Below are 23,247 nucleotides of genomic sequence, written 5' to 3'. Positions count from 1 at the left end.
GCAACTATTTTACAAGTTTAGTCATTTTTTACAACTAACCATACGCCATGTTAACACTATGCCTTTTTATGAGAATAATGTTGACAGATAAGTGTCTCAACCAAAGTGCAATTTCTTCTAATTATTTTCAACTAGAAAATAATTTTCTCCCCTCCTTGCGTATATTATCGTAAGAAGCTTTTTATATGGATCAGATAATTATATAAGATGGTAACGTTGTAGGATTGGTTTGTGATAGTGGTAAGGCTCGTTGGGAGTTGTATAGGTTGGTGGTGTTGAGCGTGGATGTTGAGGATAGGATTGCGGAAATAGAATGTTTGAAAACGCCTGTTTTCTTTATATTTGAAACATCTGCAAATCTAACATTTATATTTCTACAAGATTCAGCATTTCTTACTTTACTAAAAGCAGAAGGATCTAAAACTCTTCTGAAAGACAAAATCTCATTACCGCTCCAAGTGACGCCTATATAAGTCTCGACACCTACAGGAGATACACTATGTAGATTTTTTTGTATCATAATCACACTATTAGATGGATCATATAAACAAGTAACATCTTCGCTGACATATTTATCGCCAAGTTCTAAGAAATCACTCTGAGAATCTTCTGTACACAAGGAAGGATTGTCATTGCTTCTGATTCTTAGAAATCTTAGAAATCACACTTTGTATATCTTGCTATATTTTATGTTTTCTATTCTCATCTTGTCTCCATAATATCCTCGACTGTTTTTTTGATACAGAGAAACATCAATCTTTTTTATCCATCTTTCTAGATCAAACATCTTTTCTCTACCTTTAGTTTTTGCTTCCACAATTTGATAATATTCGCATTTTACCTTTTTGATTGTCATGAAAATACCTTCAGATATTTATTAGTTACTATATGCTAACTACATTAAACCAGAAGAAAGTTAACAAGACAATAGTTTCATTAACTTTCATAGCATATATAATAAACTTGAGGTCAAATTATTATTTTAACACAGACTAAACAAGAACGCTAGTTCCCGTTATCTTTTTCCTAAAATTTTTATATTCTCTGAATAACCAATTGCGGCATTCCTTGTTCTGTAAAAGACTCTTCAAATTCCTCGTCCAATATCCATTGATCGATAGATTCTCTAGGTAAAATTACAGGCATACGATCATGAATCATCCGCATAGATTCATTTGCGCCAGTTGTTAAAATAATACTCCGATTACCATCCTCAAATCTTTTATAAAATCCAGCCAAGTAAACAGCCTTAGAATCTTGCTCAGTAAACAGAAACTTCTCTTTATTTGCCTCCCATTCATAAAATCCCGTGGTTGGAAATACGCAACGTGTGCTTTTAAATGCTTTCGCAAACGTCTTTTTCTCAGTCACGGTTTCAGATCGTGCATTGATCAGCAACTGTCCTTTTTTAAAACCGTGAAATCCCCATGTCCTAGCATCATAATCAATATCATCAGAATCTGACTATAAATCACTGGTACATCATTAGATGGATAAATCTCACCCGTTTTGATTGCTTTATGTTTTTCTTCCACAGCTCTAACGATATCCCATATTTCTTTTGACTCGTCAGGTTTTAAAGAAAATCGACCACACATATGCATTCCCTCCTATCTATTCTTCGTTTAAGTTTAACAGGAGGGTAAATTCTAAGCTAAAGAAATGAATTTTCTGCAAAGTAACCAAAAACAAATTTACAACTTTTAGGAAACAATTTATTATATATAGTATCTCAATAGCGATGAGTAAAAAATGAAAGAAGGTTTATTGTATGAGATTAAAAAAATTTTTAATTAGTTTGTCGGTATTTACTTTATTGAGTTCTTGTTTTGCACCTAGTTTAGCTTTTGCTAATAATGCAGAGCCAACTGAATCTGCAGCAGAATTACTACCTACTCCAAAAGAATCAGACTATTTTAGAGGTCATCAATCCCGTAGTGTTGCAACTGTAATTATCAAAGGAGCTATAAAATTTATTGTTAAAAATAAAACTCTAGCAACAAATGTAGTAAGGTCTGTTGCAGGTAAGACCGTAGCTAATAACTTTGCAAAACATTACGCAAAAATTTGCGCAAGTCTTAATCCTTTGCTAAAATGGGCAGATATTCCTTATCAAGCAGTTTATGATGCGGTATACAGAGCTTTAGTTAACTCTGGCGTAGCAAAAGGTACCGCATCTCAGATTGCGCTAGCTATTAAAGAAGGAATTAGCTGGTTCTTCTAATTTAATTTTAAAGGAGATTTAAAATGGAGAAAGATAAAGAACAACTATTTTATGACGCACTTTGTGAAATTGCTGACCATGTCGGTGACAGTTTGGAAAAACCCATATCACTTAGTTTGTTGTGTTTAACTCATGGTATATCCAATGATCAAAAGGGAAAACTTTTCATAGGTTTTAATCAGGTATTAAATAATAACTCGTACGACGATTTGGTTCTAGAACAATTTATAGAGAAAGCTCATAAAATAGCCCCACAAACTACTGAGTTTGATAAAAAAGTATTTGTTGCGTTTATTAAAGCTTTCTCCATTAATTTAATTCCTGAATTATATCCATTTTCGCAAACTCTCTAAATACATTTAAGCCCTCCTTTTTTCAGGAGGGCTATTTTATTTAATTAAAAAATCCTCTCCCATCACGCAACGCCTGTAAAGATTGATAAACGGAATGAGAACCTATAATATTTCCCTTACCAAGCGCCCCACGCTAGCAACGGAGAGAAAGTAAATGGCAACAATAAAACAATATAAAAAAAAAGACGGCTCTAAGCTGTGGATGTTCCAAACCTATCTAGGTATCAACCAAGCGACTGGAAAAGAAATACGTACAACCAGGCGAGGTTTTGGCACAAAAAAAGAAGCCCAACTAGAATTGAATAGGCTTCTAGTCAACCTCGAGAAAAACGGACTTGAAAAGAATAATAACGAAACATTTAAAGAAATTTTTGAATTGTGGTTTGAATCATATTCAACCACTGTAAAAGAAGTAACGCTTCTGAAAAATGAAATCAAGTTCAAGAAATGGATTTTGCCAGTTTATGGTGAAATGAGGATCAAAGAAGTTACAGTTAAGCACGCACAAAAGATTGTCAATAAATGGGCGAGAAAAACGGATCAATACAGAGTGCTACACTCTTCAGCAGGTCGTATTTTTAATTACGCTATGAACCTAGGAACGATCGACAGAAACCCTTTAGAAAGAGTTATTATGCTAAGCGTGAGAAATCAAATAAAGAAGCGATTAAGGTATATTCTAAAGTGGAATTGAAACGGCTATTTGATTACTTAAATAGCAAAGAAGGTTCATACATAAGCGATTACGATAAAACGTTGATGCGTTTCATGATTTATAGCGGTGTAAGAATCAGTGAAGCTTTAGTCTTGAACTGGAATGATATTGATTTTCAAAACAACATTGTAAATATTGATAAAACATTAAGCCAAACAAAACATGGCTATATAATTTCTGATCCTAAGACTAATTCTAGTTCTGCAAAGCTTACTCTTGATGACACAACGATAAAAACTCTTAAAAAATGGCAAATTAACCAACGTAAGTATATGCTAACCATTGGTATAACTGATCCTAAACTTATTTTCTGTGGTATCTACAATCAAGTAGTTTCTCACCACAGCATCTATAAAAGATTGCAGACAATCACAGAAAAATGCGGTATACCGTTTTTAGGTGTTCACATCACAAGGCATACGCATGCTAGTTTATTGTTAGAATCTGGCGCAAGTATGAAAGAAGTACAAGAAAGACTGCGCCATGCTTCAATAAAAATGACTATGGACACCTATAGCCACTTGTCACAAGAATCAAAAAAAAAACAGTTGAAAAACTGGTAAAACACTTAAATTTTTAACAAACCGTATTTAAAAACGCATTCACTAAAACAAAAGAAAAAGCTAAGTCCTTATGTATCAAGGGCTTAGCTCACTTTTTAACTCTATTCTTCTTCTTCCGCCATGAATGTATTGAAAACTTCTTCAATCATATCCCACTCAGCGTCTGTTTCAATTTGTTGTAACTCGCCTTCTGTTCCTTCGTTGTTTTCAATGTAAGCATATGCTTGCAATTCAACGTCTTCTTCTTCTGGAACACCAGCTGGGTATAGAAGTACGTAATTTTTACCAAATTCTTCTTGTCCATCAACTGTTAAAAGAATTTCGTATAATGTTTCATTTCCTTGTTCATCAACTAAAGTGATGTGTTCATGTCCTTCATGATCGTGATCATGGTTATGCTCTTCTGCCATTATTTTGCTCTCCTTTTATCTTACACTTGCTTTATTACAAGTCGATTAAATTTTATTACTAGCACCGTCTAAATAGTTTTGTAAAATCATGACAGCAGCTACTTTATCTATTACTTTTTTTCTTTTTGCTCTGGATGTATTTGCTTGCTCAACTAACATCCGTTCTGCTTGAACCGTGGTCAAACGCTCATCTTGATACGTAACAGGAATCTGGAACATCTCTTCGATTGTCTTGCCGTAGGCCATTGATGCTTCGGCTCTAGGACCAATCGAATTATTCATATTTTTTGGTAAACCCACTACGAAGCGAGTTACTTCATATTCTTTGACTAATTCCGCTAAACGTTCAAAACCAAATTCTTCTTTCTCTTCATTGATTCGAATGATTTCCACGCCTTGAGCCGTCCAACCAAACGGATCGCTGACAGCAATTCCTACTGTCTTAGAGCCAACATCAAGTCCCATTACTCTCATCGAATAGTGATTCCATGATTAGATAAGTAATATTTAACCAGCTCTTCCATGATCTCATCTCGTTCATGACGACGAATCAAATTTCGAGCGTCTTGGTAACGAGGAATGTAGGCCGGGTCTCCAGAAAGCAAATAGCCCACAATCTGATTGATTGGATTGTATCCTTTTTCCTCTAAAGCCTTGTATACAGTAGCCAGAGTCTCACTTACTTCCTTCTTACGGCTGTCATCAAAATCAAAACGTACAGTTTCATCTGTAAAACCCATTTATCTACACCTCACTTCTATTCTATTCATACAGTTTCATTCTACTAAAAACAAGCAGAAACTACAAACAAAACTTAACATTTTCTGCTATATATTAAAGATTTTCTTTAAATTTGAGGAATTTAGCTGATTATAGGATAAATAAAGACATTTTCCCTTTCATTTCATTTGTCTATCTGATTGTATAACGGTATAAACAAAAAAATGACACCCAACGAAAAATCGTCGAGAGTCGTTTTATTCGTTATAGGTTTGCCATGAGTTTGACCATCAGCGCTTTTTGAGCGTGGAGACGATTCTCAGCTTCTTGGTAAATAGCAGAGTGAATCCCATCAATAATGTCGGCTGACACTTCCTCTCCTCTATGGGCAGGTAGACAATGTAAAAACAAGTAATCTTTTTTTGCTTGAACAGCTAATCGGTTATTGACCTGAAACGTTTTGAAAATTTCTTCTCGTTCCTTTTGCTCGGATTCATCTCCCATACTTGCCCAGACATCCGTTATTAAAACATCCGCATTTTTTGCCGCTTGTTCAGGGTCATGGGTAATGTGGATCTTACTACCACTTATTTCTGCATTCTTTTTGGCGACCTCTACAAATTCTGCTTTCGGTCCATATCCTTTAGGTGTTGCAATTGTAACATCCATTCCCACCAAACTTCCACCAATCAAAAATGAATGAGCCATATTATTTCCATCACCAATGTAAGTTAAGCGAATCCCTTCTAGCTTCCCTTTTTGTTCATAAATCGTTTGAAAATCAGCTAGTATTTGGCAAGGATGATGGTCATCTGTTAGGCCGTTAATAACCGGAATGGATGCTTCTGCTGCTAGTTCAGCTACCATTTTGTCTGAATAGGTTCGAATCATGATAGCATCGACATAACTAGATAATACGTTTGCTGTATCTTTGACAGGCTCACCTCTGCCCATTTGCGTGCTTTTAGAATCTAAAACAATCGCTTGACCACCAAGCTGAATGATTCCAGCCTCAAAAGAAACCCGCGTTCTTGTGCTGTTTTTTTCAAAGATCATCGCGATTATTTTTCCAGCTAAAATTCCCCGGTAAGATTCTGGATTCGCTTTTATCGCTACAGCTAGTTCAATAGTTGATAGAAATTCTTCTTTAGTTAACTCTGTTAGATTTAAAATACTTTTACCGTACATGGTATTCATTCGTTATCGATCTCCTTTTTTGAAAGCAATGTTCGGGAGGCTAAATTGTTTAAAACATGTTCAATGATCATTACCCCTTCATCTATTTCTGTTTCTGTGACGGTTAATGGTGGTAATAAACGTAACACCGTTTGACCGGCTTTTAATGCAAGTAATCCTTCTATTTCTAATTGATCTAAGATCACATTTAACGTCTCTTGATCCGAAAATTCAAGCCCAAGCATCAATCCTTTGCCACGAACCGCTTTGATCAGCTTATTTTTTTCTGCTAATTGATTTAAACCAGTAAATAGTTGTTGACTTCTATTCTGAACCTCTTGCAAAAAATCTGGGTGATTGATACGCTCAACAACTATACTGGCAACACTCATTGCTAAATTGTTTCCACCGAATGTTGACCCGTGACTACCAGGTCCAAAAAACGCTGCTAAGTTAGCTTTACCAACCATTGCCCCAACAGGAATCCCATTCCCCAAGCCTTTCGCCAAAGTAAAAATGTCTGGCTCGATCTGATAATATCCATGTGCATAAAAATTACCTGTGCGGCCGATCCCAGTTTGAATTTCATCAATAATTAGTAAGACTCCATATTCTTTACAAAGAGACTGTACCGCTTGAATCCAAGACTCATCCGCTGGTAAGACACCGCCCTCTCCTTGAATCAATTCCAACATGACTGCAGCAGTGTGTGGATCGATTTCATTTTTTAATGGCTCGATTTCATTGAAGGGTAGATAAACAAAATCAGGAACTAACGGTTCAAAACCAGTATGAATACTCTTTTGACCTGTCGCACTCATGGCACCGTATGTGCGACCATGAAATGAATTTATAAAAGTAATGATTTTACTTTTTCCAGTTGCTTTACGGGCTAATTTGATGGCTGCTTCATTCGCTTCTGCGCCACTATTACAAAAGTAGCTAACATATTCTTTTCCATTTGCTAACTTCTTAGCTACTTCTTCCTGTAGCTGATTCTCATATAAATTTGGTGTATGCCATAGTAGCTTGGTTTGCTCGACTAATACTTGATTTAGTTTAGGATCATTATACCCTAAATTCGCAACGCCAATACCACTAGTAAAATCAAGATAATTTTTTCCAGATTGATCAGTCAGCCTATTTTTATCCCCTTTGATCAACGCCAACTCTTTTCTTTTGTAGTTTGGAAATAAATGGCTCATGCAACGACCTCCTTGGACTTGATAATAGTTCCAGCATGTTGAATTTGATTTGTGATATGAACTTCTTTAACGCCACCTTTAATTGCCGTTAGTGCACTTTCTAATTTTGGGAGCATTCCGCCTTTGATGATTTTAGCTGTTTTAAGGGTAGCAATTTCGTTGGTAAAAAGTTCTTTTAGCCACTGGTTTTCTTTTTTCACACCTGGGACATCTGTTAATAAATACAATTTTTCAGCTTGTAGTTCTTCCGCTACTTTACAGGCTACATGATCTGCATTGATATTTAACCATTCGCCTTTTTTTGTCAATCCTAAAGGCGCAATGATTGGAATATGCTTGGTTGCAAGTAGATGCTCTAATAATTCCGTTTCTATTTGTTCAACTTTCCCAACTGATCCCAATGTATTTTTATCCAAGAATGTACCTGTAATAATTTGACCACAAGAAGCATTCAATCCAACGACCGAAAAGCCTTCTTGTTGAAAGTGACTGGTAATCGTCGGTTGTACCTGACCTATCAACACCATTTGGGTAATTTTCAATGTCTCTTCCGTTGTTACCCGCAGACCATCTTGCATCACTACTGGCACATTTAAGCGTTGCATCATATCGGAGATATAATGCCCACCGCCGTGAATGATCACAACTTTATTTCCATCTTTTTGCCATTGATCGACTTGCTCAAAAAATGATTTTGTTAAATTATCACTGGCTACTCCACCCATCTTGATAACAATGACTTTTTTCATAATTGCCGCTCCCCCTATTTTTTTAACCTTCATTTTATTTAGTACTCAATTTTTATGGATAAATCGGTAACAACTCTAGACCGCATTGCTCATCAAATCCTGCGTAAATATTTAAATTTTGGATTGCTTGTCCAGCTGCACCTTTCCCTAAATTATCAATCACTGTTACAATCGTGATCATGTTCATTTTGGGATTATAGGCAAGCCCAATATCACAATAATTCGAGCCAATTACTTGTTTAAGTACAGGATAATGACCGACCTCTTGAATCCGTATAAACGGCTTTTTTTCGAAATGTGTTTGATATATCTGAACTAACTTCTCGTCAGAAATCGGTTCTTTCAATTTAGCGTATGCCGTTAAGAAAATACCTCTAGTTACTGGAATCAACGAAGTTGAAAATTGAATTGCCGAAAGAGCTGGTGCCCATTTTTTTAACTGTTGGACAATTTCTGGAATGTGTTGATGGCGATTCATTTTATACAGAGACATATTGTCATGTGTTTCAGAAAAATGAGTTGTTTGAGATAGCCCTTTCCCTGCGCCTGAAACACCAGATTTGGCATCTATAACGATAGAATCCAAAATCAACCTATTCTCTTTTAATAATGGAGCCAAAGATAATTCTGCCGCCGTAGCATAACATCCAGGATTAGCGATCCATTTTGCTTGTGGCTTTTCTCGATATTCAGCCAAACCGTAATCAAATTTTTGGATACTCTCGATTGATGCTGCGCCAGCTCCATACCAAGTGTTATATTCCCCAACTTCTTTTAACCGAAAATCTCCTGATAAATCAATCACAGGAAAATCAGCTTCGATAAAAGGGATCGCTATCTCTTTTGATATCCCTGAAGGAGTTGCTAAAAACACTAACTCACTTTTTCTCATAATGTCATCTGGATCAATTTTTTCTAATGGTAAAGAAATAAGTTGTTTCAAATGAGGGATGATTTCCTCTAAAGTTTTTTTATTTACTGAATGACTATGGATAGAACTTACTTCAACAAACGGATGTTGCTTAAGATATCGTAAAAGCTCTAACCCACTATACCCTGTCACACCAATAATTGAGACCTTCACTTGCTTCACATCTTTTCTTTTATTTTTATCCAACAAGTACTGTTTTTCATATTATATGGGTTCCTGATAAACAAGTCAATGGTTTTTTATTAAATTATTGAATAAAATTAAATAATTATGCACAAAAATGACGATGTATTCATTTTTTGTTGAATAAAAAAGTCTGGAAAGTAGCTTTTTCAGCTTTTCTCCAGACTTTAAAAAACCTTTTTGGCCTTCTTTTGTAGCATTATACAGAAAGATAAATCGCAATTGTTCCATCTGCTTTGTAGTGTTCTGCATCTGACAAATACGTACGCCTTTTTTCTAACGCTTCGTCTTTCCAAATCTTCTGCCAGGCTTCTCCTACCCCCTTTGGACTGGACTCTTTTACAGGTATTGCCACGTACTGACCCGTAAAGATAATCGAACTTTCAGGAAAATTAGCTCTCTCACTTCCTATCAATAAATCATAATCTCCTTCGAAATTGCTTTCATAGTTTGAATAAACAGCAAAAAATTCTCCTTCTAACTGCATCTCTGGAACCTTATTCCATAAAGTAATGATTTCGTCTAAACGATGATTATTGGTGCGGATTTTCTTGCCTTTGATTATTTTTTCTGCTAATTGAATCGTCATTTCTTTCACTCCTCTACATTTGTAAAATGAGCGTAACACAAAAATGCTGACAACTGTCTGTCAACATTTCATTCAACTTTTAAAATTTCTATGCTGATCACAGATAGTACTGTACTGTGATAATGCCAATTAAAATAAGAATTCCTGGCAAATAATTGGATACTCTGATTTTACAGATACCAGTGATATTTAAACCAATTGCAAAAATCATCAAGCCACCAATCGCACTTATTTCCCCCATCAACAAATCCAGTAGCTCTTTTGGAATATACCGCATCAAAACACTGGCAGATACAGCAATCACCCCTTGATAAAGAAAAACAGGCACTGCAGAAAAAAGAACACCCACACCTAATGTAGCAGTCAGCATAATCGACATAAAACCGTCCATTACAGCTTTTGTAAACAATGTTTGATGGTTATTTGCGACACCACTTTCAATTGCCCCAATAATCCCCATCGAGCCAATTAGGAAAATGAGCGATGCAGTCACAAACCCCTCGGCAAAATTGCTACCGGGTTTTGCATAGCGTTTTTCTAGCTTCAAACCAAAATCGTTCATCTTATCCTCAATCCCTATCGCTTCACCCAACATTGCACCCAAACACAAGCTGATGATGATCACGATGAAAGAAGAAGTCTTAAAAGCCATTTGAATACCTAATACTAAAACCCCTAGACCAATCCCTTTCGTTACAGTATCTTTCATTTGTTCCGAAATATTACGTAAAACAGCACCAAGTATACTTCCAAAAACTATCGCTATCCCATTGACTAAAGATCCTAATAAAATCATTTTCTTTCATCCCAATCATTCTTTATTTCTACACATTTATTATTATACGATAAGAAAGGGAAAAGTGATATTATACTATCTAACTATTCTTACAATAGCGAGGCTTTTTTGTATTTGTGCAATCTGCTTGATAGAGAAGGATCTTTTTATCGTTCCATGCTATTTTTTCTAAGCAGAATCAACTATACTAATCATATAGAAGTGAATAGAACATAAAAGTGAGGAAAATAAATGGCAACGATAGACATAGAGAAAGTCTTAGAAACGTGTTTGCTAGCTGGGAAAATCATGCTAGAAAGTGATGCTGAAATGTATCGTGTAGAAGATACAATGAGCCGAATTGCTTTAGCATCAGGAGATTATCGCCTTGTTAGCTACGTCACCCAAACAGGCCTTTTCGTTGGGTTAGATGGCACATCAACCATTCGAATGGTCCAAATTTTAAATCGGTCGATCAATTTAGAGAAAGTATCTAGAATCAATCAACTTTCCAGAGAGTATGTTACTGGGCTTTATACGCTGGATGAACTTTTAGAACAACTAAAATGCTTAGAACAAGAACGAAAGTTTTTTCCTTTGTGGATAAGATTTGTTAGTGCGGCCGTTGTCAGTGGAACGATCATGATTTTATTTGGCGGCGTCTGGAATGACTTGCCTTTGACTTGCTTGATTGGAGGTTTTGGTTATATGCTTTATTACTCCAGCTTAAAAGTTTTGCGCATCAAATTTCTTTCTGAATTTTTAGCTGCTTTCTTTATCGGCTGTGCGGCTCTTTTTAGCAGTAAAATCGGGTTAGGTATCAATCAGGATATGATTATTATCGGTTGTGTCATGCCACTTGTTCCTGGAGTACAAATGACAAATGCCCTGCGTGACTTGCTTGCTGGCCATTATCTTTCAGGCGTTTCGAGAGGGACAGAGGCAATGATGACGGCTTCTATGATTGGTTTTGCGATTGCTTTCGTTTTTCAATTATTTTATTAAGCATCATCGTCATATAATGTTAAGAATTTGGAGGATCTTAAATGACCACTTTACTGGTTCAGTTTTCATTTAGTTTTTTAGCTTCGGCTGCTTATGCTATTATCACGAATGTACCTAGACGTTCTTTGATTGCTTGTGGTCTATCTGGGGCATCAGGTTGGATGTTTTATTGGTTTTCCACTCAACTAGGTGCTAATGCTGCTTTAGGCTCTTTATTGGGTGCCTTAAGTGTTGCTGCCGTTAGCTTTATTTGTTCACGAAAACTAAAATTGCCTGTTACTATTTTTAATATCCCAGGCATGGTTCCTTTAGTTCCCGGAGGACTTGCTTATCAGGCCGTAAGGAATTTAGTTATTGGAAACTACGAAACGGCTGTTTATTCTAGTGTGCAAGCAATCATGATTGCAGGTGCAATTGCTTTAGGATTAGTTTTATCTGAGGTATTGAATCATAATATTCGCAACTTTAGAGAAAAACGTGAAATAGTCAGTTTGATCAGAAAAAAAGAAGAAAAGAAACAGTAGTATCAACTAGGAGGAATCAAAAATGATCAAAAAAATCGACACACTAACAGCTATTGAATTAGAAAATATATTAAAAATTTGGTTAACTGCTAATTGTGATGCACACCCTTTTATTCCAGAAGCATACTGGCAAGGTAATCTTGCGTTCGTAAGAGAACAACTGCCTCAAGCTGATCTTTATGTTTATTGTGAAAACAATGAAATTATTGCGTTTCTAGGGATGAATGCACATTATATTGCTGGAATTTTCGTGAAAAATGGCTATCGTAGTAGAGGCATCGGACAGAAGCTACTAAACGAAGCGAAACATGCTCACGATACGTTAAGCCTTTCCGTCTATGCCAAAAATCAGAATGCTGTGACATTTTATGAAAAACAAGGATTTAAACAACTGAATCAGCAAATAGACGAGCATAATGAGTTGGAGTATCAGCTTGTGTGGAAAAAATAAAGGCTCTATACTTTCTGATGTTGGTGAACAATCACCGACATCTTTTTTAATGCAAAATACTAGAAAAGACACCCTGATATCCTTTAGAATTAAGTCGACGAAAACCAATCAAAAGGGGAAATCAAGATGTCCTATACAAATCTTATCAAAAATACCTTAGATATTCTAGACTTAAACATTACTTTTAATGAAAACTCTTTAAAAAAAGAACGCATCAAAGGACGGATCTGCCAGGTATTTTCGGGTACACTGGACTATTTAGCCCACTCCTGTCCTCATTGTGGTGCCAAAGAAGACGGATCGATTATTCGTTGGAGCTTTACAACCTGTCAGATTTTAGTGAATGATGTTTCTGAATACCAAACATACTTACGGTTGAAGAAACGCCGTTTCTTCTGTCATTCTTGTGAAAGAACCTTTGTCGCTGAAACAAATCTTATCGAAAAGTGTTGTTCGATCTCGAAAAAAGTGAAGCTCTCAATTGCCGATCGTTTAAGAAACACCACATCTATGAGCGAAATTGCCCGTCAAAAGAAGGTCTCCGTTTCTTCTGTTTATCGCGTATTGAAACAATTTTACGAACCAAAAAAAATCAATCGGCTCACCTTGCCAGAAGTCCTTTGTTTTGATGAATTCAAATCAGTGAAACAAGTCGCTGCTTCTATGAGCTTTATCATGATGGATGGGCAAACAAAACAGTTAATGGATGTCGTTGAAAATCGACAACTTCCTTTTTTAGAACGCTATTTCTCACGATTTTCTTTGGCAGTTCGTGAAGGTGTAAAGTACATTGTTTGCGATATGTATACGCCTTATTTTTCTTTAATTAAGAAACTATTTCCCATGGCTCAGATTGTTCTTGACCGCTTTCATATTGTGCAACACATTGGGCGAACGTTCTTAAAACACCGCATTCAGCGAATGAATACTTTTCTCCATCAAGGACCTGTAGAAACAAAAAAATACCGTCACTTGAAGAAATACTGGAAACTGCTTCAAAAGAATCAATCGAAGCTTAATTTTGAAAAACGCCAATGGCGTCCTTCCTTCCGTACCTATTTAACAGAAACAGAACTTGTGGATCGATTACTTGCCTATGATGAAGAATTGAAAGCTGGCTATACCTGTTATCAGGAGTTTCTCTATGCCATACAAACAAGAGATTACACACGGTTTCACGCGCTATTAGAACAAGATTATTCTAGGTTTCCAGCTTATTATCAAACAACAATTACTACCTTTAAAAAAGTTCAAACGGGCATTAAAAATGCGTTGAATTTGCCTTATTCCAACGGACCATTAGAATGCTTGAATAACCATATAAAAGTATTAAAGAGAAACGCCTATGACTTCCGTAACTTCTATAATTTTAAATTGAGAATTACTTTATGCTTTGGCACTGTTCTTTTTCAATCAAATAGAAAAACCTAGAGGAATTTCCCTCTAGGCTTCATTAGTGATTTAATTCTTTGGATTTCTTCACCAACATTAGTTGACAAAGAGCCAAAAAAGCACCAACGAATCGCTATAAATGTTGGTGCTACTAGTATACCGGCGGCCGGGGTCGAACCGGCACGCCCTCGCGGGCACTGGATTTTGAGTCCAGCGCGTCTGCCAATTCCGCCACGCCGGCATTAAATGATTTGCAAGGCGGTAACCGGATTTGAACCGGTGATGAAGGTTTTGCAGACCTCTGCCTTACCACTTGGCTATACCGCCATATTACAATTTACAGATTCTCTAAAAGAGAAAACTGGGGTAGCTGGATTCGAACCAACGCATGACAGGATCAAAACCTGTTGCCTTACCGCTTGGCTATACCCCAATAATAAAATTTAAAGCTAAGGGCGACTGATGGGAATCGAACCCACGCGTGGCGGAACCACAATCCGCTGTGTTAACCACTTCACCACAATCGCCATAATATACATAATATAAAATTTAGAGCAAGGGCGACTGATGGGGATCGAACCCACGCATGGCGGAACCACAATCCGCTGTGTTAACCACTTCACCACAATCGCCATAATATATTAACAGGGATAGTAGGAATCGAACCCACAATGACGGTTTTGGAGACCGTAGTTATACCGTTTAACTATATCCCTACTATGTAATGGAGGAAAGTGGATTCGAACCACTGAACCCTAAGGAACGGATTTACAGTCCGTCGCGTTTAGCCACTTCGCTATTCCTCCAAATGGCGCAAGACAGAATCGAACTGCCGACACACGGAGCTTCAATCCGTTGCTCTACCAACTGAGCTACTGCGCCAAAACTATAATACTAACGGTCTGGACGGGACTCGAACCCGCGACCTCCTGCGTGACAGGCAGGCATTCTAACCAGCTGAACTACCAAACCGTAATTTAATGGAGGTTGACGGGATCGAACCGCCGACCCCCTGCTTGTAAGGCAGGTGCTCTCCCAGCTGAGCTAAACCTCCAATAAATATAAATGACCCGTACGGGAATCGAACCCGTGATACCGCCGTGAAAGGGCGGTGTCTTAACCGCTTGACCAACGGGCCAATAAAACTTAATACGGAGAGTAAGGGATTCGAACCCTTGAGACAGCGTTAACCGTCTACATGATTTCCAATCATGCTCCTTCGGCCACTCGGACAACTCTCCAAAGTTAAAAAGAAGCAAACATTACTCATAAGTCCTGTATTAAGGAACTCCGGCAGTAGGACTCGAACCTACGACATCATGATTAACAGTCATGCGCTACTACCAACTGAGCTATGCCGGAATAATTAGCGTGGCGACGTCCTACTCTCACAAAGGGAAACCCTTCACTACAATCGGCGCTAAGAAGCTTAACTTCTGTGTTCGGCATGGGAACAGGTGTATCCTTCTCGCTATCGCCACCACACTGGGTGTTGTTGCTATTTAGTTGAGTGATTATTCACTCAAAACTGGATTGAAGTAGTAATCAAACATTCCGAAACTCTTTTTTATTTCGTTTCTTTGGTTAAGTCCTCGACCGATTAGTATTGGTCCGCTCCGTACATCACTGCACTTCCACTTCCAACCTATCTACCTGATCATCTCTCAGGGGTCTTACTTTCTTAAAGAAATGGGAAATCTCATCTTGAGGTGGGCTTCACACTTAGATGCTTTCAGCGTTTATCCCTTCCCTACATAGCTACCCAGCAATGCCCTTGGCAGAACAACTGGTACACCAGCGGTAAGTCCATCCCGGTCCTCTCGTACTAAGGACAGCTCCTCTCAAATTTCCAACGCCCGCGACGGATAGGGACCGAACTGTCTCACGACGTTCTGAACCCAGCTCGCGTGCCGCTTTAATGGGCGAACAGCCCAACCCTTGGGACCGACTACAGCCCCAGGATGCGACGAGCCGACATCGAGGTGCCAAACCTCCCCGTCGATGTGGACTCTTGGGGGAGATAAGCCTGTTATCCCCAGGGTAGCTTTTATCCGTTGAGCGATGGCCCTTCCATGCGGAACCACCGGATCACTAAGCCCGACTTTCGTCCCTGCTCGACTTGTAAGTCTCGCAGTCAAGCTCCCTTCTGCCTTTACACTCTGCGAATGATTTCCAACCATTCTGAGGGAACCTTTGGGCGCCTCCGTTACTCTTTAGGAGGCGACCGCCCCAGTCAAACTGCCCACCTGACACTGTCTCCCACCACGATAAGTGGTGCGGGTTAGAGGGTTCATAACACAAGGGTAGTATCCCACCAGCGCCTCCACCGAAACTAGCGTTCCGGGTTCATCGGCTCCTACCTATCCTGTACATGTGGTACAAACACTCAATATCAAGCTACAGTAAAGCTCCATGGGGTCTTTCCGTCCTGTCGCGGGTAACCTGCATCTTCACAGGTACTAAAATTTCACCGAGTCTCTCGTTGAGACAGTGCCCAAATCGTTACGCCTTTCGTGCGGGTCGGAACTTACCCGACAAGGAATTTCGCTACCTTAGGACCGTTATAGTTACGGCCGCCGTTTACTGGGGCTTCAATTCTGAGCTTCGCCGAAGCTAACCCATCCTCTTAACCTTCCAGCACCGGGCAGGCGTCAGCCCCTATACTTCATCTTTCGATTTTGCAGAGACCTGTGTTTTTGATAAACAGTCGCTTGGGCCTATTCACTGCGGCTGACCGAAGTCAGCACCCCTTCTCCCGAAGTTACGGGGTCATTTTGCCGAGTTCCTTAACGAGAGTTCGCTCGCTCACCTTAGGATACTCTCCTCGACTACCTGTGTCGGTTTACGGTACGGGCAGTTGTTTTCTCACTAGAAGCTTTTCTTGACAGTGTGACATCAGGAACTTCGGTACTATTATTTCCCTCCCCATCACAGCTTGTCCGTATAGAGTAAAGCATTTGACTCTACTCAAGACTTACTGCTTGGACATGCACTTCCAGTCGCATGCATTCCTTAGCCTCCTGCGTCCCTCCATTGCTCAAACAAAAACAACTGGTACAGGAATATCAACCTGTTGTCCATCGCCTACGCCTATCGGCCTCGGCTTAGGTCCCGACTAACCCTGGGCGGACGAGCCTTCCCCAGGAAACCTTAGTCATACGGTGGACGGGATTCTCACCCGTCTTTCGCTACTCATACCGGCATTCTCACTTCTAAGCGCTCCAGCCGTCCTCACGATCGACCTTCAACGCCCTTAGAACGCTCTCCTACCATTACACCAGAGGTGTAATCCACAGCTTCGGTAATATGTTTAGCCCCGGTACATTTTCGGCGCAGGGTCACTCGACTAGTGAGCTATTACGCACTCTTTAAATGGTGGCTGCTTCTGAGCCAACATCCTAGTTGTCTGTGCAACCCCACATCCTTTTCCACTTAACATATATTTTGGGACCTTAGCTGGTGGTCTGGGCTGTTTCCCTTTCGACTACGGATCTTATCACTCGCAGTCTGACTCCCGGATATAAATGAATGGCATTCGGAGTTTATCTGAATTCGGTAACCCGAGATGGGCCCCTAGTCCAAACAGTGCTCTACCTCCATCATTCTTAATTCCGAGGCTAGCCCTAAAGCTATTTCGGAGAGAACCAGCTATCTCCAAGTTCGTTTGGAATTTCTCCGCTACCCACAGCTCATCCCCGCACTTTTCAACGTACGTGGGTTCGGTCCTCCAGTGCGTTTTACCACACCTTCAACCTGGCCATGGGTAGATCACATGGTTTCGGGTCTACGACTACATACTCATTCGCCCTATTCAGACTCGCTTTCGCTACGGCTCCGGCTCTTCACCTTAACCTCGCATGCAATCGTAACTCGCCGGTTCATTCTACAAAAGGCACGCCATCACCCATTAACGGGCTTTGACTTGTTGTAGGCACACGGTTTCAGGATCTATTTCACTCCCCTTCCGGGGTGCTTTTCACCTTTCCCTCACGGTACTGGTTCACTATCGGTCATTAGGGAGTATTTAGCCTTGCGGGATGGTCCCCGCGGATTCCGACGGAATTTCTCGTGTTCCGCCGTACTCAGGATACTCCTAGGTGTTGCCAACATTTCGTCTACGGGGCTATTACCCACTTTGGCGAACCTTTCCAGGTTCTTCGACTATCTTGACAGACTACCACATCGGAGTCCTACAACCCCAACAAGCAAGCTTGTTGGTTTGGGCTCTTCCCGTTTCGCTCGCCGCTACTCAGGGAATCGAATTTTCTTTCTCTTCCTGCAGGTACTTAGATGTTTCAGTTCTCTGCGTCTACCTCTAACCAGCTATGTATTCACTGGAAAGTAACATCCTATAAAAGATGCTGGGTTTCCCCATTCGGAAATCTCTGGATCATAGCTCACTTACAGCTCCCCAAAGCATATCGGTGTTAGTCCCGTCCTTCATCGGCTCCTAATGCCAAGGCATCCACCGTGCGCCCTTATTCACTTAACCTGATGACCTTGCGGTCAATTGTTTGGTTCGTTTCTCTAGCGATAGAGGCGTCACCAATAAAATAAGCTTCGAACTATTTTACTTAAAAAACTCATTCAACGCGGTGTTCTCGGTTTGTTTTGATTACTTTTTTACTTCAATATCCAGTTTTCAATGAACAATATTAGTAACCTAGTGGTTACTAATGGAGCCTAGCGGGATCGAACCGCTGACCTCCTGCGTGCAAAGCAGGCGCTCTCCCATCTGAGCTAAGGCCCCATGGCGCTATTAACTTGAGAGTAAACCTCTCAAAACTGAACAAAGTATCGACGAATGTGTAAGTTTCCGTAATATTCCTTAGAAAGGAGGTGATCCAGCCGCACCTTCCGATACGGCTACCTTGTTACGACTTCACCCCAATCATCTATCCCACCTTAGGCGGCTGGCTCCACAAGGGTTACCTCACCGACTTCGGGTGTTACAAACTTTCGTGGTGTGACGGGCGGTGTGTACAAGGCCCGGGAACGTATTCACCGCGGCGTGCTGATCCGCGATTACTAGCGATTCCGGCTTCATGTAGGCGAGTTGCAGCCTACAATCCGAACTGAGAGAAGCTTTAAGAGATTTGCATGACCTCGCGGCCTAGCGACTCGTTGTACTTCCCATTGTAGCACGTGTGTAGCCCAGGTCATAAGGGGCATGATGATTTGACGTCATCCCCACCTTCCTCCGGTTTGTCACCGGCAGTCTCGCTAGAGTGCCCAACTGAATGATGGCAACTAACAATAAGGGTTGCGCTCGTTGCGGGACTTAACCCAACATCTCACGACACGAGCTGACGACAACCATGCACCACCTGTCACTTTGTCCCCGAAGGGAAAGCTCTATCTCTAGAGTGGTCAAAGGATGTCAAGACCTGGTAAGGTTCTTCGCGTTGCTTCGAATTAAACCACATGCTCCACCGCTTGTGCGGGCCCCCGTCAATTCCTTTGAGTTTCAACCTTGCGGTCGTACTCCCCAGGCGGAGTGCTTAATGCGTTAGCTGCAGCACTGAAGGGCGGAAACCCTCCAACACTTAGCACTCATCGTTTACGGCGTGGACTACCAGGGTATCTAATCCTGTTTGCTCCCCACGCTTTCGAGCCTCAGCGTCAGTTACAGACCAGAGAGTCGCCTTCGCCACTGGTGTTCCTCCATATATCTACGCATTTCACCGCTACACATGGAATTCCACTCTCCTCTTCTGCACTCAAGTCTCCCAGTTTCCAATGACCCTCCCCGGTTGAGCCGGGGGCTTTCACATCAGACTTAAGAAACCGCCTGCGCTCGCTTTACGCCCAATAAATCCGGACAACGCTTGCCACCTACGTATTACCGCGGCTGCTGGCACGTAGTTAGCCGTGGCTTTCTGGTTAGATACCGTCAAGGTAAGAGCAGTTACTCTCCTACTTGTTCTTCTCTAACAACAGAGTTTTACGATCCGAAAACCTTCTTCACTCACGCGGCGTTGCTCGGTCAGACTTTCGTCCATTGCCGAAGATTCCCTACTGCTGCCTCCCGTAGGAGTCTGGGCCGTGTCTCAGTCCCAGTGTGGCCGATCACCCTCTCAGGTCGGCTATACATCATGGCCTTGGTGAGCCGTTACCTCACCAACTAGCTAATGCACCGCGGGTCCATCCATCAGTGACACCCGAAAGCGTCTTTCAAATCAACACCATGCGGTGTCGATTATTATGCGGTATTAGCACCTGTTTCCAAGTGTTATCCCCCTCTGATGGGTAGGTTACCCACGTGTTACTCACCCGTCCGCCACTCCTCTTTTCAAATGAGTGCAAGCACTCGGTAGAAAAGAAGCGTTCGACTTGCATGTATTAGGCACGCCGCCAGCGTTCGTCCTGAGCCAGGATCAAACTCTCATAATAAAAGTTGAACACAATCCGAAGATTGTTAAGCTCATTTGTTTGCTAGCATATTGCTTCGCTTTGTTAAAAATTGTTGTTTGTTTTTACCGTTGTAAAAACAAACTACACGTTTGGTTCGTCTTACTTTGTTCAGTTTTCAAAGGTCTACTGTGTTACCTCGCAGCAACTTTTATATCATATCAAATCTTCGATTCGATGTCAACACTTTTTTTAAAAAGTTTCAAAGTTTTTTCTGCTCAATGTTATCGAATGTTTCGTGACAACTTCATTAGTTTACCAGGTTGTTTGTTATTTGTCAACAACTTTCTTCCTGATTTTTCAAGTTTTTTTGTCGTTTTGACTTAACAACTTTGTTATTCTATCATGATTATATTCTTTTCGTCAAGCAGAAAAAAAATTATTTTTTCGCTTTAACTCAAGCAATGAGTTATCATCAGAACATTAATAAATATAACAATACTTATTGTAAAATGCAACTAGAAAATGTCTATTTTACATTCTTTTTTTTCTTAGCGAACAAACAGCCTATAGTTCGCTTGAGTATTCGCTTTTCCTGTAACATTTTTTTATTATAAATGATCTATTATTCGTCAAAATAAAAATAAAAGAGTAAGAGTTTAGCCTCCTACTCTTTTATTTACGATTGGAATATAGATTCTAAATATCGTTCCTTGGTGAACAACACTTTCCGCATCTATTCTTCCTTTGTAATTTTCTACAAGTTGCTTAGCAATTGATAATCCTAATCCATTTCCGCCTTTATTGCGTGCTCTTGCTTTATCCACTCGGTAAAAACGGTTGAAAATTTTCTCTAAATCTTCTTCTGGAATTCCTTCACCAAAATCTTGAATCGCAATTTCGAATTCATTTAATGTTTTTGAGATTGAAATGTGAACTTCTTTACGAGATGTTGAATACTTTACAGCGTTATCCAAAATGATGATTAGAAGCTGTTCAAAGTGATTCCGATAAATACCTAAGGTCACTTCGTGTAATAAGTCATCATCTAAAGTAATAACAAAATCTGGGTATAAAATTTTAAAATTGTTAAAGACCTGGTACACCACTTGTTTAGCATTTGATGTATGATTTGAATATTGAACGTCTACCTGCTCAGCACGCGATAGATCTAACATTTCTTGTACTAAACTCTTCATCCTTACAATCTCTTGTAGACTAGCTTCCAAAGATTCATCCAATATTTCTGGATCCTCTTTCCCCCAGCGATTCAACAGATTCAAATGACCTTCGATAATTGCAACAGGTGTACGTAACTCATGAGAAACATCTTCAACGAATTGTTCTTGTTGTTCAATGTATCGTCTCATGCGGTCTAACATCTCATTAAAGATCTCCGCAAGGTCTGCCAATTCATCATTAGAATGAATATCCGGCATATGAATATCCGACTGTGGATCTTTTCTAATCGTGTCCATTGTATCTCGTAAAACTTTCAAGGGTTTTAAGAAATAGGAAGACAAAATAAAACCAAGTATACTACTTAATATGAATGAAATGATCTCTAAAACGACTAACGTCAATAATAAACGGTTTCTAATATCATAAAAAGAAGACAACTCATAAAAAGCCTGAATGAACCCGATCTGTTCTCTATTCTCTTTTGAATAGACAGGTTGAATAATCAAAAAACCCGTTCTATCATCTAAGGTTTTGATTTCAGGCTCTAGTTTCTGTTTTTTTTGCAACTGACTTTGAACTTTTTGAGTCTCAAATACTAATGTGCCATTTGTATCGTAAACAGACAAAAACAATGCTGGTTGTCCCAATTCAGAAAGCATTGTGTCCATTTCCATCAATGACCCCTCTACAGAGACTTTTTTGCTATCTAACTCATTTTCATCTACGGTAGGTGTTTTTAGTTTCTCGTAAACATCCGATATAGTTAAATTCCCATCTGAATTGGCTAAACGATTGCCTACTTCTGAAATCGTCCTTTCTACATTTTCACGTTCCTTTTCAACGATAAGCTTAACAGAAGATTTATAAGTGATCACTGCAAATATAGTAAATACAACAAATATGAAGAAAGAACTTGCAGAAGCCCACTTGATTGTCAAAGAAGGCCCCTTCAGTTCTTTTTTTGTTGCTTTTTTTATTATTTTCACGAGCGCATCACATAACCTGTTCCACGAACAGTTTGAATGTAACTCTCCTCGCCTGGAACATCAATTTTATTACGTAGATAACGGATATAAACATCTACCACATTGGTTTCAACTTCTGTTTCATAACCCCAAACTTTATTTAATAAGACATCACGGGCTAATACGACATTGACATTCTCCATCAAAGTTAATAATAATTCATATTCACGTTTCGTTAATTCAATCATTTCCGAATTACGGCGAACAACGCGATTTTCTTTTTCGATTGTTAAATCACGATACGTAATCGTTGTTTGTTTTGCTACATTTTTGTCACCTTCGATATCGATTCGGCGAAGCAAGGCACGTAAACGTGCTAGCAACTCTTCTATAGCAAATGGTTTTACAATATAATCATCCGCCCCATGATCTAAACCAGATACTCGATCAATAACAGAATCTCTTGCCGTCATCATGATAATTGGTGTATTTTTGACTTGGCGTACACGGCGACAAACTTCAAGCCCATTCAATTCAGGCAACATCAAATCTAAAAGGATAGCATCCCAATCATTATTCAAAGCCGCTTCTAAACCAGTACGTCCATTGTAGTGAACCTCCGTAGTGTAACCTTCATGTTTCAGCTCCAATTCTACAAAACGTGCTAAGTTCTTTTCATCTTCAATAATTAGAATATTACTCATTGGTTATTTGTCCTTTCTCTTTAAAAGCTATCTTAAAGCCTACCCATTATACCCACTTTTACTCCAAAAAGCTAGTAACA

At 39.5% G+C, this 23,247-nt stretch carries 19 protein-coding genes, 14 tRNA genes, 3 rRNA genes and 2 pseudogenes; 7 read left to right on the top strand and 31 right to left on the bottom strand.

Annotation, left to right across the window (positions count from 1 at the left end; all coding sequences use genetic code 11):
* Positions 1 to 190: 190 nt before the first annotated feature.
* The 3 genes and pseudogenes from IGJ34_RS06620 to IGJ34_RS06610 all read right to left on the bottom strand — a co-directional run bounded on the left by IGJ34_RS06620 (position 191) and on the right by IGJ34_RS06610 (position 1,598).
* Positions 191 to 856 (bottom strand): annotated as a pseudogene (locus tag IGJ34_RS06620) (DUF6731 family protein).
* 179 nt (positions 857 to 1,035) lie between these two features.
* Entirely contained in the window at positions 1,036 to 1,371 is a 336-nt protein-coding gene (locus IGJ34_RS06615) for an SOS response-associated peptidase family protein (RefSeq protein WP_430598413.1), read from the bottom strand.
* Positions 1,372 to 1,391: 20 nt separating this feature from the next.
* Positions 1,392 to 1,598 (bottom strand): hypothetical protein, encoded by a 207-nt coding sequence (locus IGJ34_RS06610; protein WP_430598412.1) that lies wholly within the window; start codon positions 1,596 to 1,598, stop codon positions 1,392 to 1,394.
* A gap of 173 nt (positions 1,599 to 1,771) precedes the next feature.
* On the opposite strand from IGJ34_RS06610, the gene IGJ34_RS06605 reads away from it, so the two are divergent.
* From IGJ34_RS06605 to IGJ34_RS06595, 3 genes and pseudogenes are all read left to right on the top strand, one after another.
* Positions 1,772 to 2,224: a hypothetical protein gene (locus tag IGJ34_RS06605; protein WP_430598411.1), complete on the top strand. Its 453-nt coding sequence runs from the start codon at positions 1,772 to 1,774 to the stop codon at positions 2,222 to 2,224.
* A gap of 23 nt (positions 2,225 to 2,247) precedes the next feature.
* Positions 2,248 to 2,577, top strand: coding sequence for a hypothetical protein (locus tag IGJ34_RS06600; RefSeq protein ID WP_111247467.1), 330 nt, complete (start codon positions 2,248 to 2,250; stop codon positions 2,575 to 2,577).
* Between the two features lie 154 nt (positions 2,578 to 2,731).
* Positions 2,732 to 3,872, top strand: a pseudogene (locus IGJ34_RS06595) (tyrosine-type recombinase/integrase).
* A gap of 84 nt (positions 3,873 to 3,956) precedes the next feature.
* On the opposite strand, the gene IGJ34_RS06590 reads toward IGJ34_RS06595, so the two are convergent.
* The 9 genes from IGJ34_RS06590 to IGJ34_RS06550 all read right to left on the bottom strand — a co-directional run bounded on the left by IGJ34_RS06590 (position 3,957) and on the right by IGJ34_RS06550 (position 10,614).
* Positions 3,957 to 4,265 (bottom strand): DUF1292 domain-containing protein, encoded by a 309-nt coding sequence (locus IGJ34_RS06590; RefSeq protein ID WP_010760984.1) that lies wholly within the window; start codon positions 4,263 to 4,265, stop codon positions 3,957 to 3,959.
* Positions 4,266 to 4,310: 45 nt separating this feature from the next.
* Positions 4,311 to 4,739 carry a Holliday junction resolvase RuvX gene (ruvX, locus tag IGJ34_RS06585; protein ID WP_069654418.1) on the bottom strand — a complete coding sequence of 143 codons (429 nt, stop codon included), beginning with the start codon at positions 4,737 to 4,739 and terminating at the stop codon, positions 4,311 to 4,313.
* Positions 4,736 to 5,005 (bottom strand): IreB family regulatory phosphoprotein, encoded by a 270-nt coding sequence (locus tag IGJ34_RS06580; protein WP_069634732.1) that lies wholly within the window; start codon positions 5,003 to 5,005, stop codon positions 4,736 to 4,738. The genes ruvX and IGJ34_RS06580 overlap by 4 nt, the downstream gene beginning before the upstream one ends.
* Positions 5,006 to 5,249: 244 nt before the next feature.
* Positions 5,250 to 6,182, bottom strand: coding sequence for an ornithine carbamoyltransferase (gene argF, locus IGJ34_RS06575; protein WP_069654419.1), 933 nt, complete (start codon positions 6,180 to 6,182; stop codon positions 5,250 to 5,252).
* Positions 6,179 to 7,366 (bottom strand): acetylornithine transaminase, encoded by a 1,188-nt coding sequence (locus IGJ34_RS06570; RefSeq protein ID WP_430598410.1) that lies wholly within the window; start codon positions 7,364 to 7,366, stop codon positions 6,179 to 6,181. The genes argF and IGJ34_RS06570 overlap by 4 nt, the downstream gene beginning before the upstream one ends.
* Entirely contained in the window at positions 7,363 to 8,115 is a 753-nt protein-coding gene (gene argB, locus IGJ34_RS06565) for an acetylglutamate kinase (protein ID WP_430598409.1), read from the bottom strand. Before argB ends, IGJ34_RS06570 begins: the two co-directional genes overlap by 4 nt.
* Before the next feature lie 52 nt (positions 8,116 to 8,167).
* Positions 8,168 to 9,199, bottom strand: a complete 1,032-nt coding sequence (gene argC / locus IGJ34_RS06560) for an N-acetyl-gamma-glutamyl-phosphate reductase (RefSeq protein WP_069654434.1) — start codon at positions 9,197 to 9,199, stop codon at positions 8,168 to 8,170.
* A gap of 229 nt (positions 9,200 to 9,428) precedes the next feature.
* Entirely contained in the window at positions 9,429 to 9,818 is a 390-nt protein-coding gene (locus IGJ34_RS06555) for a GyrI-like domain-containing protein (RefSeq protein WP_206833926.1), read from the bottom strand.
* A 97-nt stretch (positions 9,819 to 9,915) separates the two neighbouring features.
* Positions 9,916 to 10,614, bottom strand: a complete 699-nt coding sequence (locus IGJ34_RS06550) for a DUF554 domain-containing protein (protein ID WP_069654423.1) — start codon at positions 10,612 to 10,614, stop codon at positions 9,916 to 9,918.
* 231 nt (positions 10,615 to 10,845) lie between these two features.
* Here IGJ34_RS06550 and IGJ34_RS06545 point away from each other — a divergent pair, with 231 nt between their 5' ends.
* From IGJ34_RS06545 to IGJ34_RS06530, 4 genes are all read left to right on the top strand, one after another.
* Entirely contained in the window at positions 10,846 to 11,598 is a 753-nt protein-coding gene (locus IGJ34_RS06545; protein ID WP_069654424.1) for a threonine/serine exporter family protein, read from the top strand.
* A gap of 41 nt (positions 11,599 to 11,639) precedes the next feature.
* The gene (locus tag IGJ34_RS06540; RefSeq protein WP_069654425.1) at positions 11,640 to 12,122 is read left to right on the top strand and encodes a threonine/serine exporter family protein; all 483 of its coding nucleotides are present in this window, start codon (positions 11,640 to 11,642) and stop codon (positions 12,120 to 12,122) included.
* Between the two features lie 22 nt (positions 12,123 to 12,144).
* The gene (locus tag IGJ34_RS06535; protein ID WP_069654426.1) at positions 12,145 to 12,573 is read left to right on the top strand and encodes a GNAT family N-acetyltransferase; all 429 of its coding nucleotides are present in this window, start codon (positions 12,145 to 12,147) and stop codon (positions 12,571 to 12,573) included.
* Positions 12,574 to 12,699: 126 nt separating this feature from the next.
* A complete protein-coding gene (locus IGJ34_RS06530; protein WP_430598408.1) occupies positions 12,700 to 14,004 on the top strand; it encodes an ISL3 family transposase in 1,305 nt (434 codons plus the stop codon).
* A 118-nt stretch (positions 14,005 to 14,122) separates the two neighbouring features.
* On the opposite strand, the gene IGJ34_RS06525 is transcribed toward IGJ34_RS06530, so the two are convergent.
* From IGJ34_RS06525 to IGJ34_RS06435, 19 genes are all read right to left on the bottom strand, one after another.
* Positions 14,123 to 14,206: transfer RNA gene (locus IGJ34_RS06525), tRNA-Leu, on the bottom strand.
* 15 nt (positions 14,207 to 14,221) lie between these two features.
* Positions 14,222 to 14,292 (bottom strand) — tRNA-Cys (locus IGJ34_RS06520).
* 34 nt (positions 14,293 to 14,326) lie between these two features.
* Positions 14,327 to 14,398, bottom strand: a tRNA-Gln gene (locus IGJ34_RS06515).
* A 21-nt stretch (positions 14,399 to 14,419) separates the two neighbouring features.
* Positions 14,420 to 14,492 (bottom strand) — tRNA-His (locus tag IGJ34_RS06510).
* Positions 14,493 to 14,524: 32 nt separating this feature from the next.
* Positions 14,525 to 14,597: transfer RNA gene (locus IGJ34_RS06505), tRNA-His, on the bottom strand.
* Positions 14,598 to 14,610: 13 nt separating this feature from the next.
* Positions 14,611 to 14,681, bottom strand: a tRNA-Trp gene (locus tag IGJ34_RS06500).
* A 9-nt stretch (positions 14,682 to 14,690) separates the two neighbouring features.
* A tRNA-Tyr gene (locus IGJ34_RS06495) sits at positions 14,691 to 14,771 on the bottom strand.
* A gap of 3 nt (positions 14,772 to 14,774) precedes the next feature.
* Positions 14,775 to 14,847: transfer RNA gene (locus IGJ34_RS06490), tRNA-Phe, on the bottom strand.
* A gap of 16 nt (positions 14,848 to 14,863) precedes the next feature.
* A tRNA-Asp gene (locus tag IGJ34_RS06485) sits at positions 14,864 to 14,937 on the bottom strand.
* A gap of 9 nt (positions 14,938 to 14,946) precedes the next feature.
* A tRNA-Val gene (locus IGJ34_RS06480) sits at positions 14,947 to 15,019 on the bottom strand.
* A 12-nt stretch (positions 15,020 to 15,031) separates the two neighbouring features.
* Positions 15,032 to 15,103, bottom strand: a tRNA-Glu gene (locus IGJ34_RS06475).
* Between the two features lie 14 nt (positions 15,104 to 15,117).
* Positions 15,118 to 15,206 (bottom strand) — tRNA-Ser (locus IGJ34_RS06470).
* Between the two features lie 47 nt (positions 15,207 to 15,253).
* Positions 15,254 to 15,327 (bottom strand) — tRNA-Asn (locus IGJ34_RS06465).
* Between the two features lie 7 nt (positions 15,328 to 15,334).
* Positions 15,335 to 15,450: ribosomal RNA gene (gene rrf / locus IGJ34_RS06460) — 5S ribosomal RNA — on the bottom strand.
* Between the two features lie 95 nt (positions 15,451 to 15,545).
* Positions 15,546 to 18,457 (bottom strand): 23S ribosomal RNA (locus tag IGJ34_RS06455).
* 185 nt (positions 18,458 to 18,642) lie between these two features.
* Positions 18,643 to 18,715 (bottom strand) — tRNA-Ala (locus IGJ34_RS06450).
* 82 nt (positions 18,716 to 18,797) lie between these two features.
* Positions 18,798 to 20,358: ribosomal RNA gene (locus IGJ34_RS06445) — 16S ribosomal RNA — on the bottom strand.
* The 16S, 23S and 5S rRNA genes sit together here with 14 tRNA genes alongside, the layout of an rRNA operon.
* A 617-nt stretch (positions 20,359 to 20,975) precedes the next feature.
* Positions 20,976 to 22,475 carry a HAMP domain-containing sensor histidine kinase gene (locus IGJ34_RS06440; RefSeq protein ID WP_430598522.1) on the bottom strand — a complete coding sequence of 500 codons (1,500 nt, stop codon included), beginning with the start codon at positions 22,473 to 22,475 and terminating at the stop codon, positions 20,976 to 20,978.
* A gap of 5 nt (positions 22,476 to 22,480) precedes the next feature.
* On the bottom strand, positions 22,481 to 23,167 hold the full coding sequence (locus IGJ34_RS06435) for a response regulator transcription factor (protein ID WP_010765234.1): 687 nt from the start codon (positions 23,165 to 23,167) through the stop codon (positions 22,481 to 22,483).
* Between the last annotated feature and the right edge of the window lie 80 nt (positions 23,168 to 23,247).

The sequence above is a fragment of the Enterococcus sp. AZ177 genome, assembly GCF_050544585.1.
Lineage (GTDB): Bacteria > Bacillota > Bacilli > Lactobacillales > Enterococcaceae > Enterococcus_L > Enterococcus_L plantarum.
Note: the sequence above shows the minus strand (reverse complement) of the source record. Positions and strands in the feature narration are given on the sequence as shown.

Coding starts and splice junctions, on each gene's coding strand:
- argB (WP_430598409.1), bottom strand. CDS start 8,115: ATGAAAAAAGTCATTGTTATCAAGATGGGTGGAGTAGCCAGTGATAAT.
- IGJ34_RS06555 (WP_206833926.1), bottom strand. CDS start 9,818: ATGACGATTCAATTAGCAGAAAAAATAATCAAAGGCAAGAAAATCCGC.
- IGJ34_RS06590 (WP_010760984.1), bottom strand. CDS start 4,265: ATGGCAGAAGAGCATAACCATGATCACGATCATGAAGGACATGAACAC.
- IGJ34_RS06435 (WP_010765234.1), bottom strand. CDS start 23,167: ATGAGTAATATTCTAATTATTGAAGATGAAAAGAACTTAGCACGTTTT.
- IGJ34_RS06580 (WP_069634732.1), bottom strand. CDS start 5,005: ATGGGTTTTACAGATGAAACTGTACGTTTTGATTTTGATGACAGCCGT.
- ruvX (WP_069654418.1), bottom strand. CDS start 4,739: ATGAGAGTAATGGGACTTGATGTTGGCTCTAAGACAGTAGGAATTGCT.
- argF (WP_069654419.1), bottom strand. CDS start 6,182: ATGAATACCATGTACGGTAAAAGTATTTTAAATCTAACAGAGTTAACT.
- IGJ34_RS06540 (WP_069654425.1), top strand. CDS start 11,640: ATGACCACTTTACTGGTTCAGTTTTCATTTAGTTTTTTAGCTTCGGCT.
- IGJ34_RS06605 (WP_430598411.1), top strand. CDS start 1,772: ATGAGATTAAAAAAATTTTTAATTAGTTTGTCGGTATTTACTTTATTG.
- IGJ34_RS06550 (WP_069654423.1), bottom strand. CDS start 10,614: ATGATTTTATTAGGATCTTTAGTCAATGGGATAGCGATAGTTTTTGGA.
- IGJ34_RS06610 (WP_430598412.1), bottom strand. CDS start 1,598: ATGTGTGGTCGATTTTCTTTAAAACCTGACGAGTCAAAAGAAATATGG.
- IGJ34_RS06600 (WP_111247467.1), top strand. CDS start 2,248: ATGGAGAAAGATAAAGAACAACTATTTTATGACGCACTTTGTGAAATT.
- IGJ34_RS06530 (WP_430598408.1), top strand. CDS start 12,700: ATGTCCTATACAAATCTTATCAAAAATACCTTAGATATTCTAGACTTA.
- IGJ34_RS06570 (WP_430598410.1), bottom strand. CDS start 7,366: ATGAGCCATTTATTTCCAAACTACAAAAGAAAAGAGTTGGCGTTGATC.
- IGJ34_RS06535 (WP_069654426.1), top strand. CDS start 12,145: ATGATCAAAAAAATCGACACACTAACAGCTATTGAATTAGAAAATATA.
- IGJ34_RS06545 (WP_069654424.1), top strand. CDS start 10,846: ATGGCAACGATAGACATAGAGAAAGTCTTAGAAACGTGTTTGCTAGCT.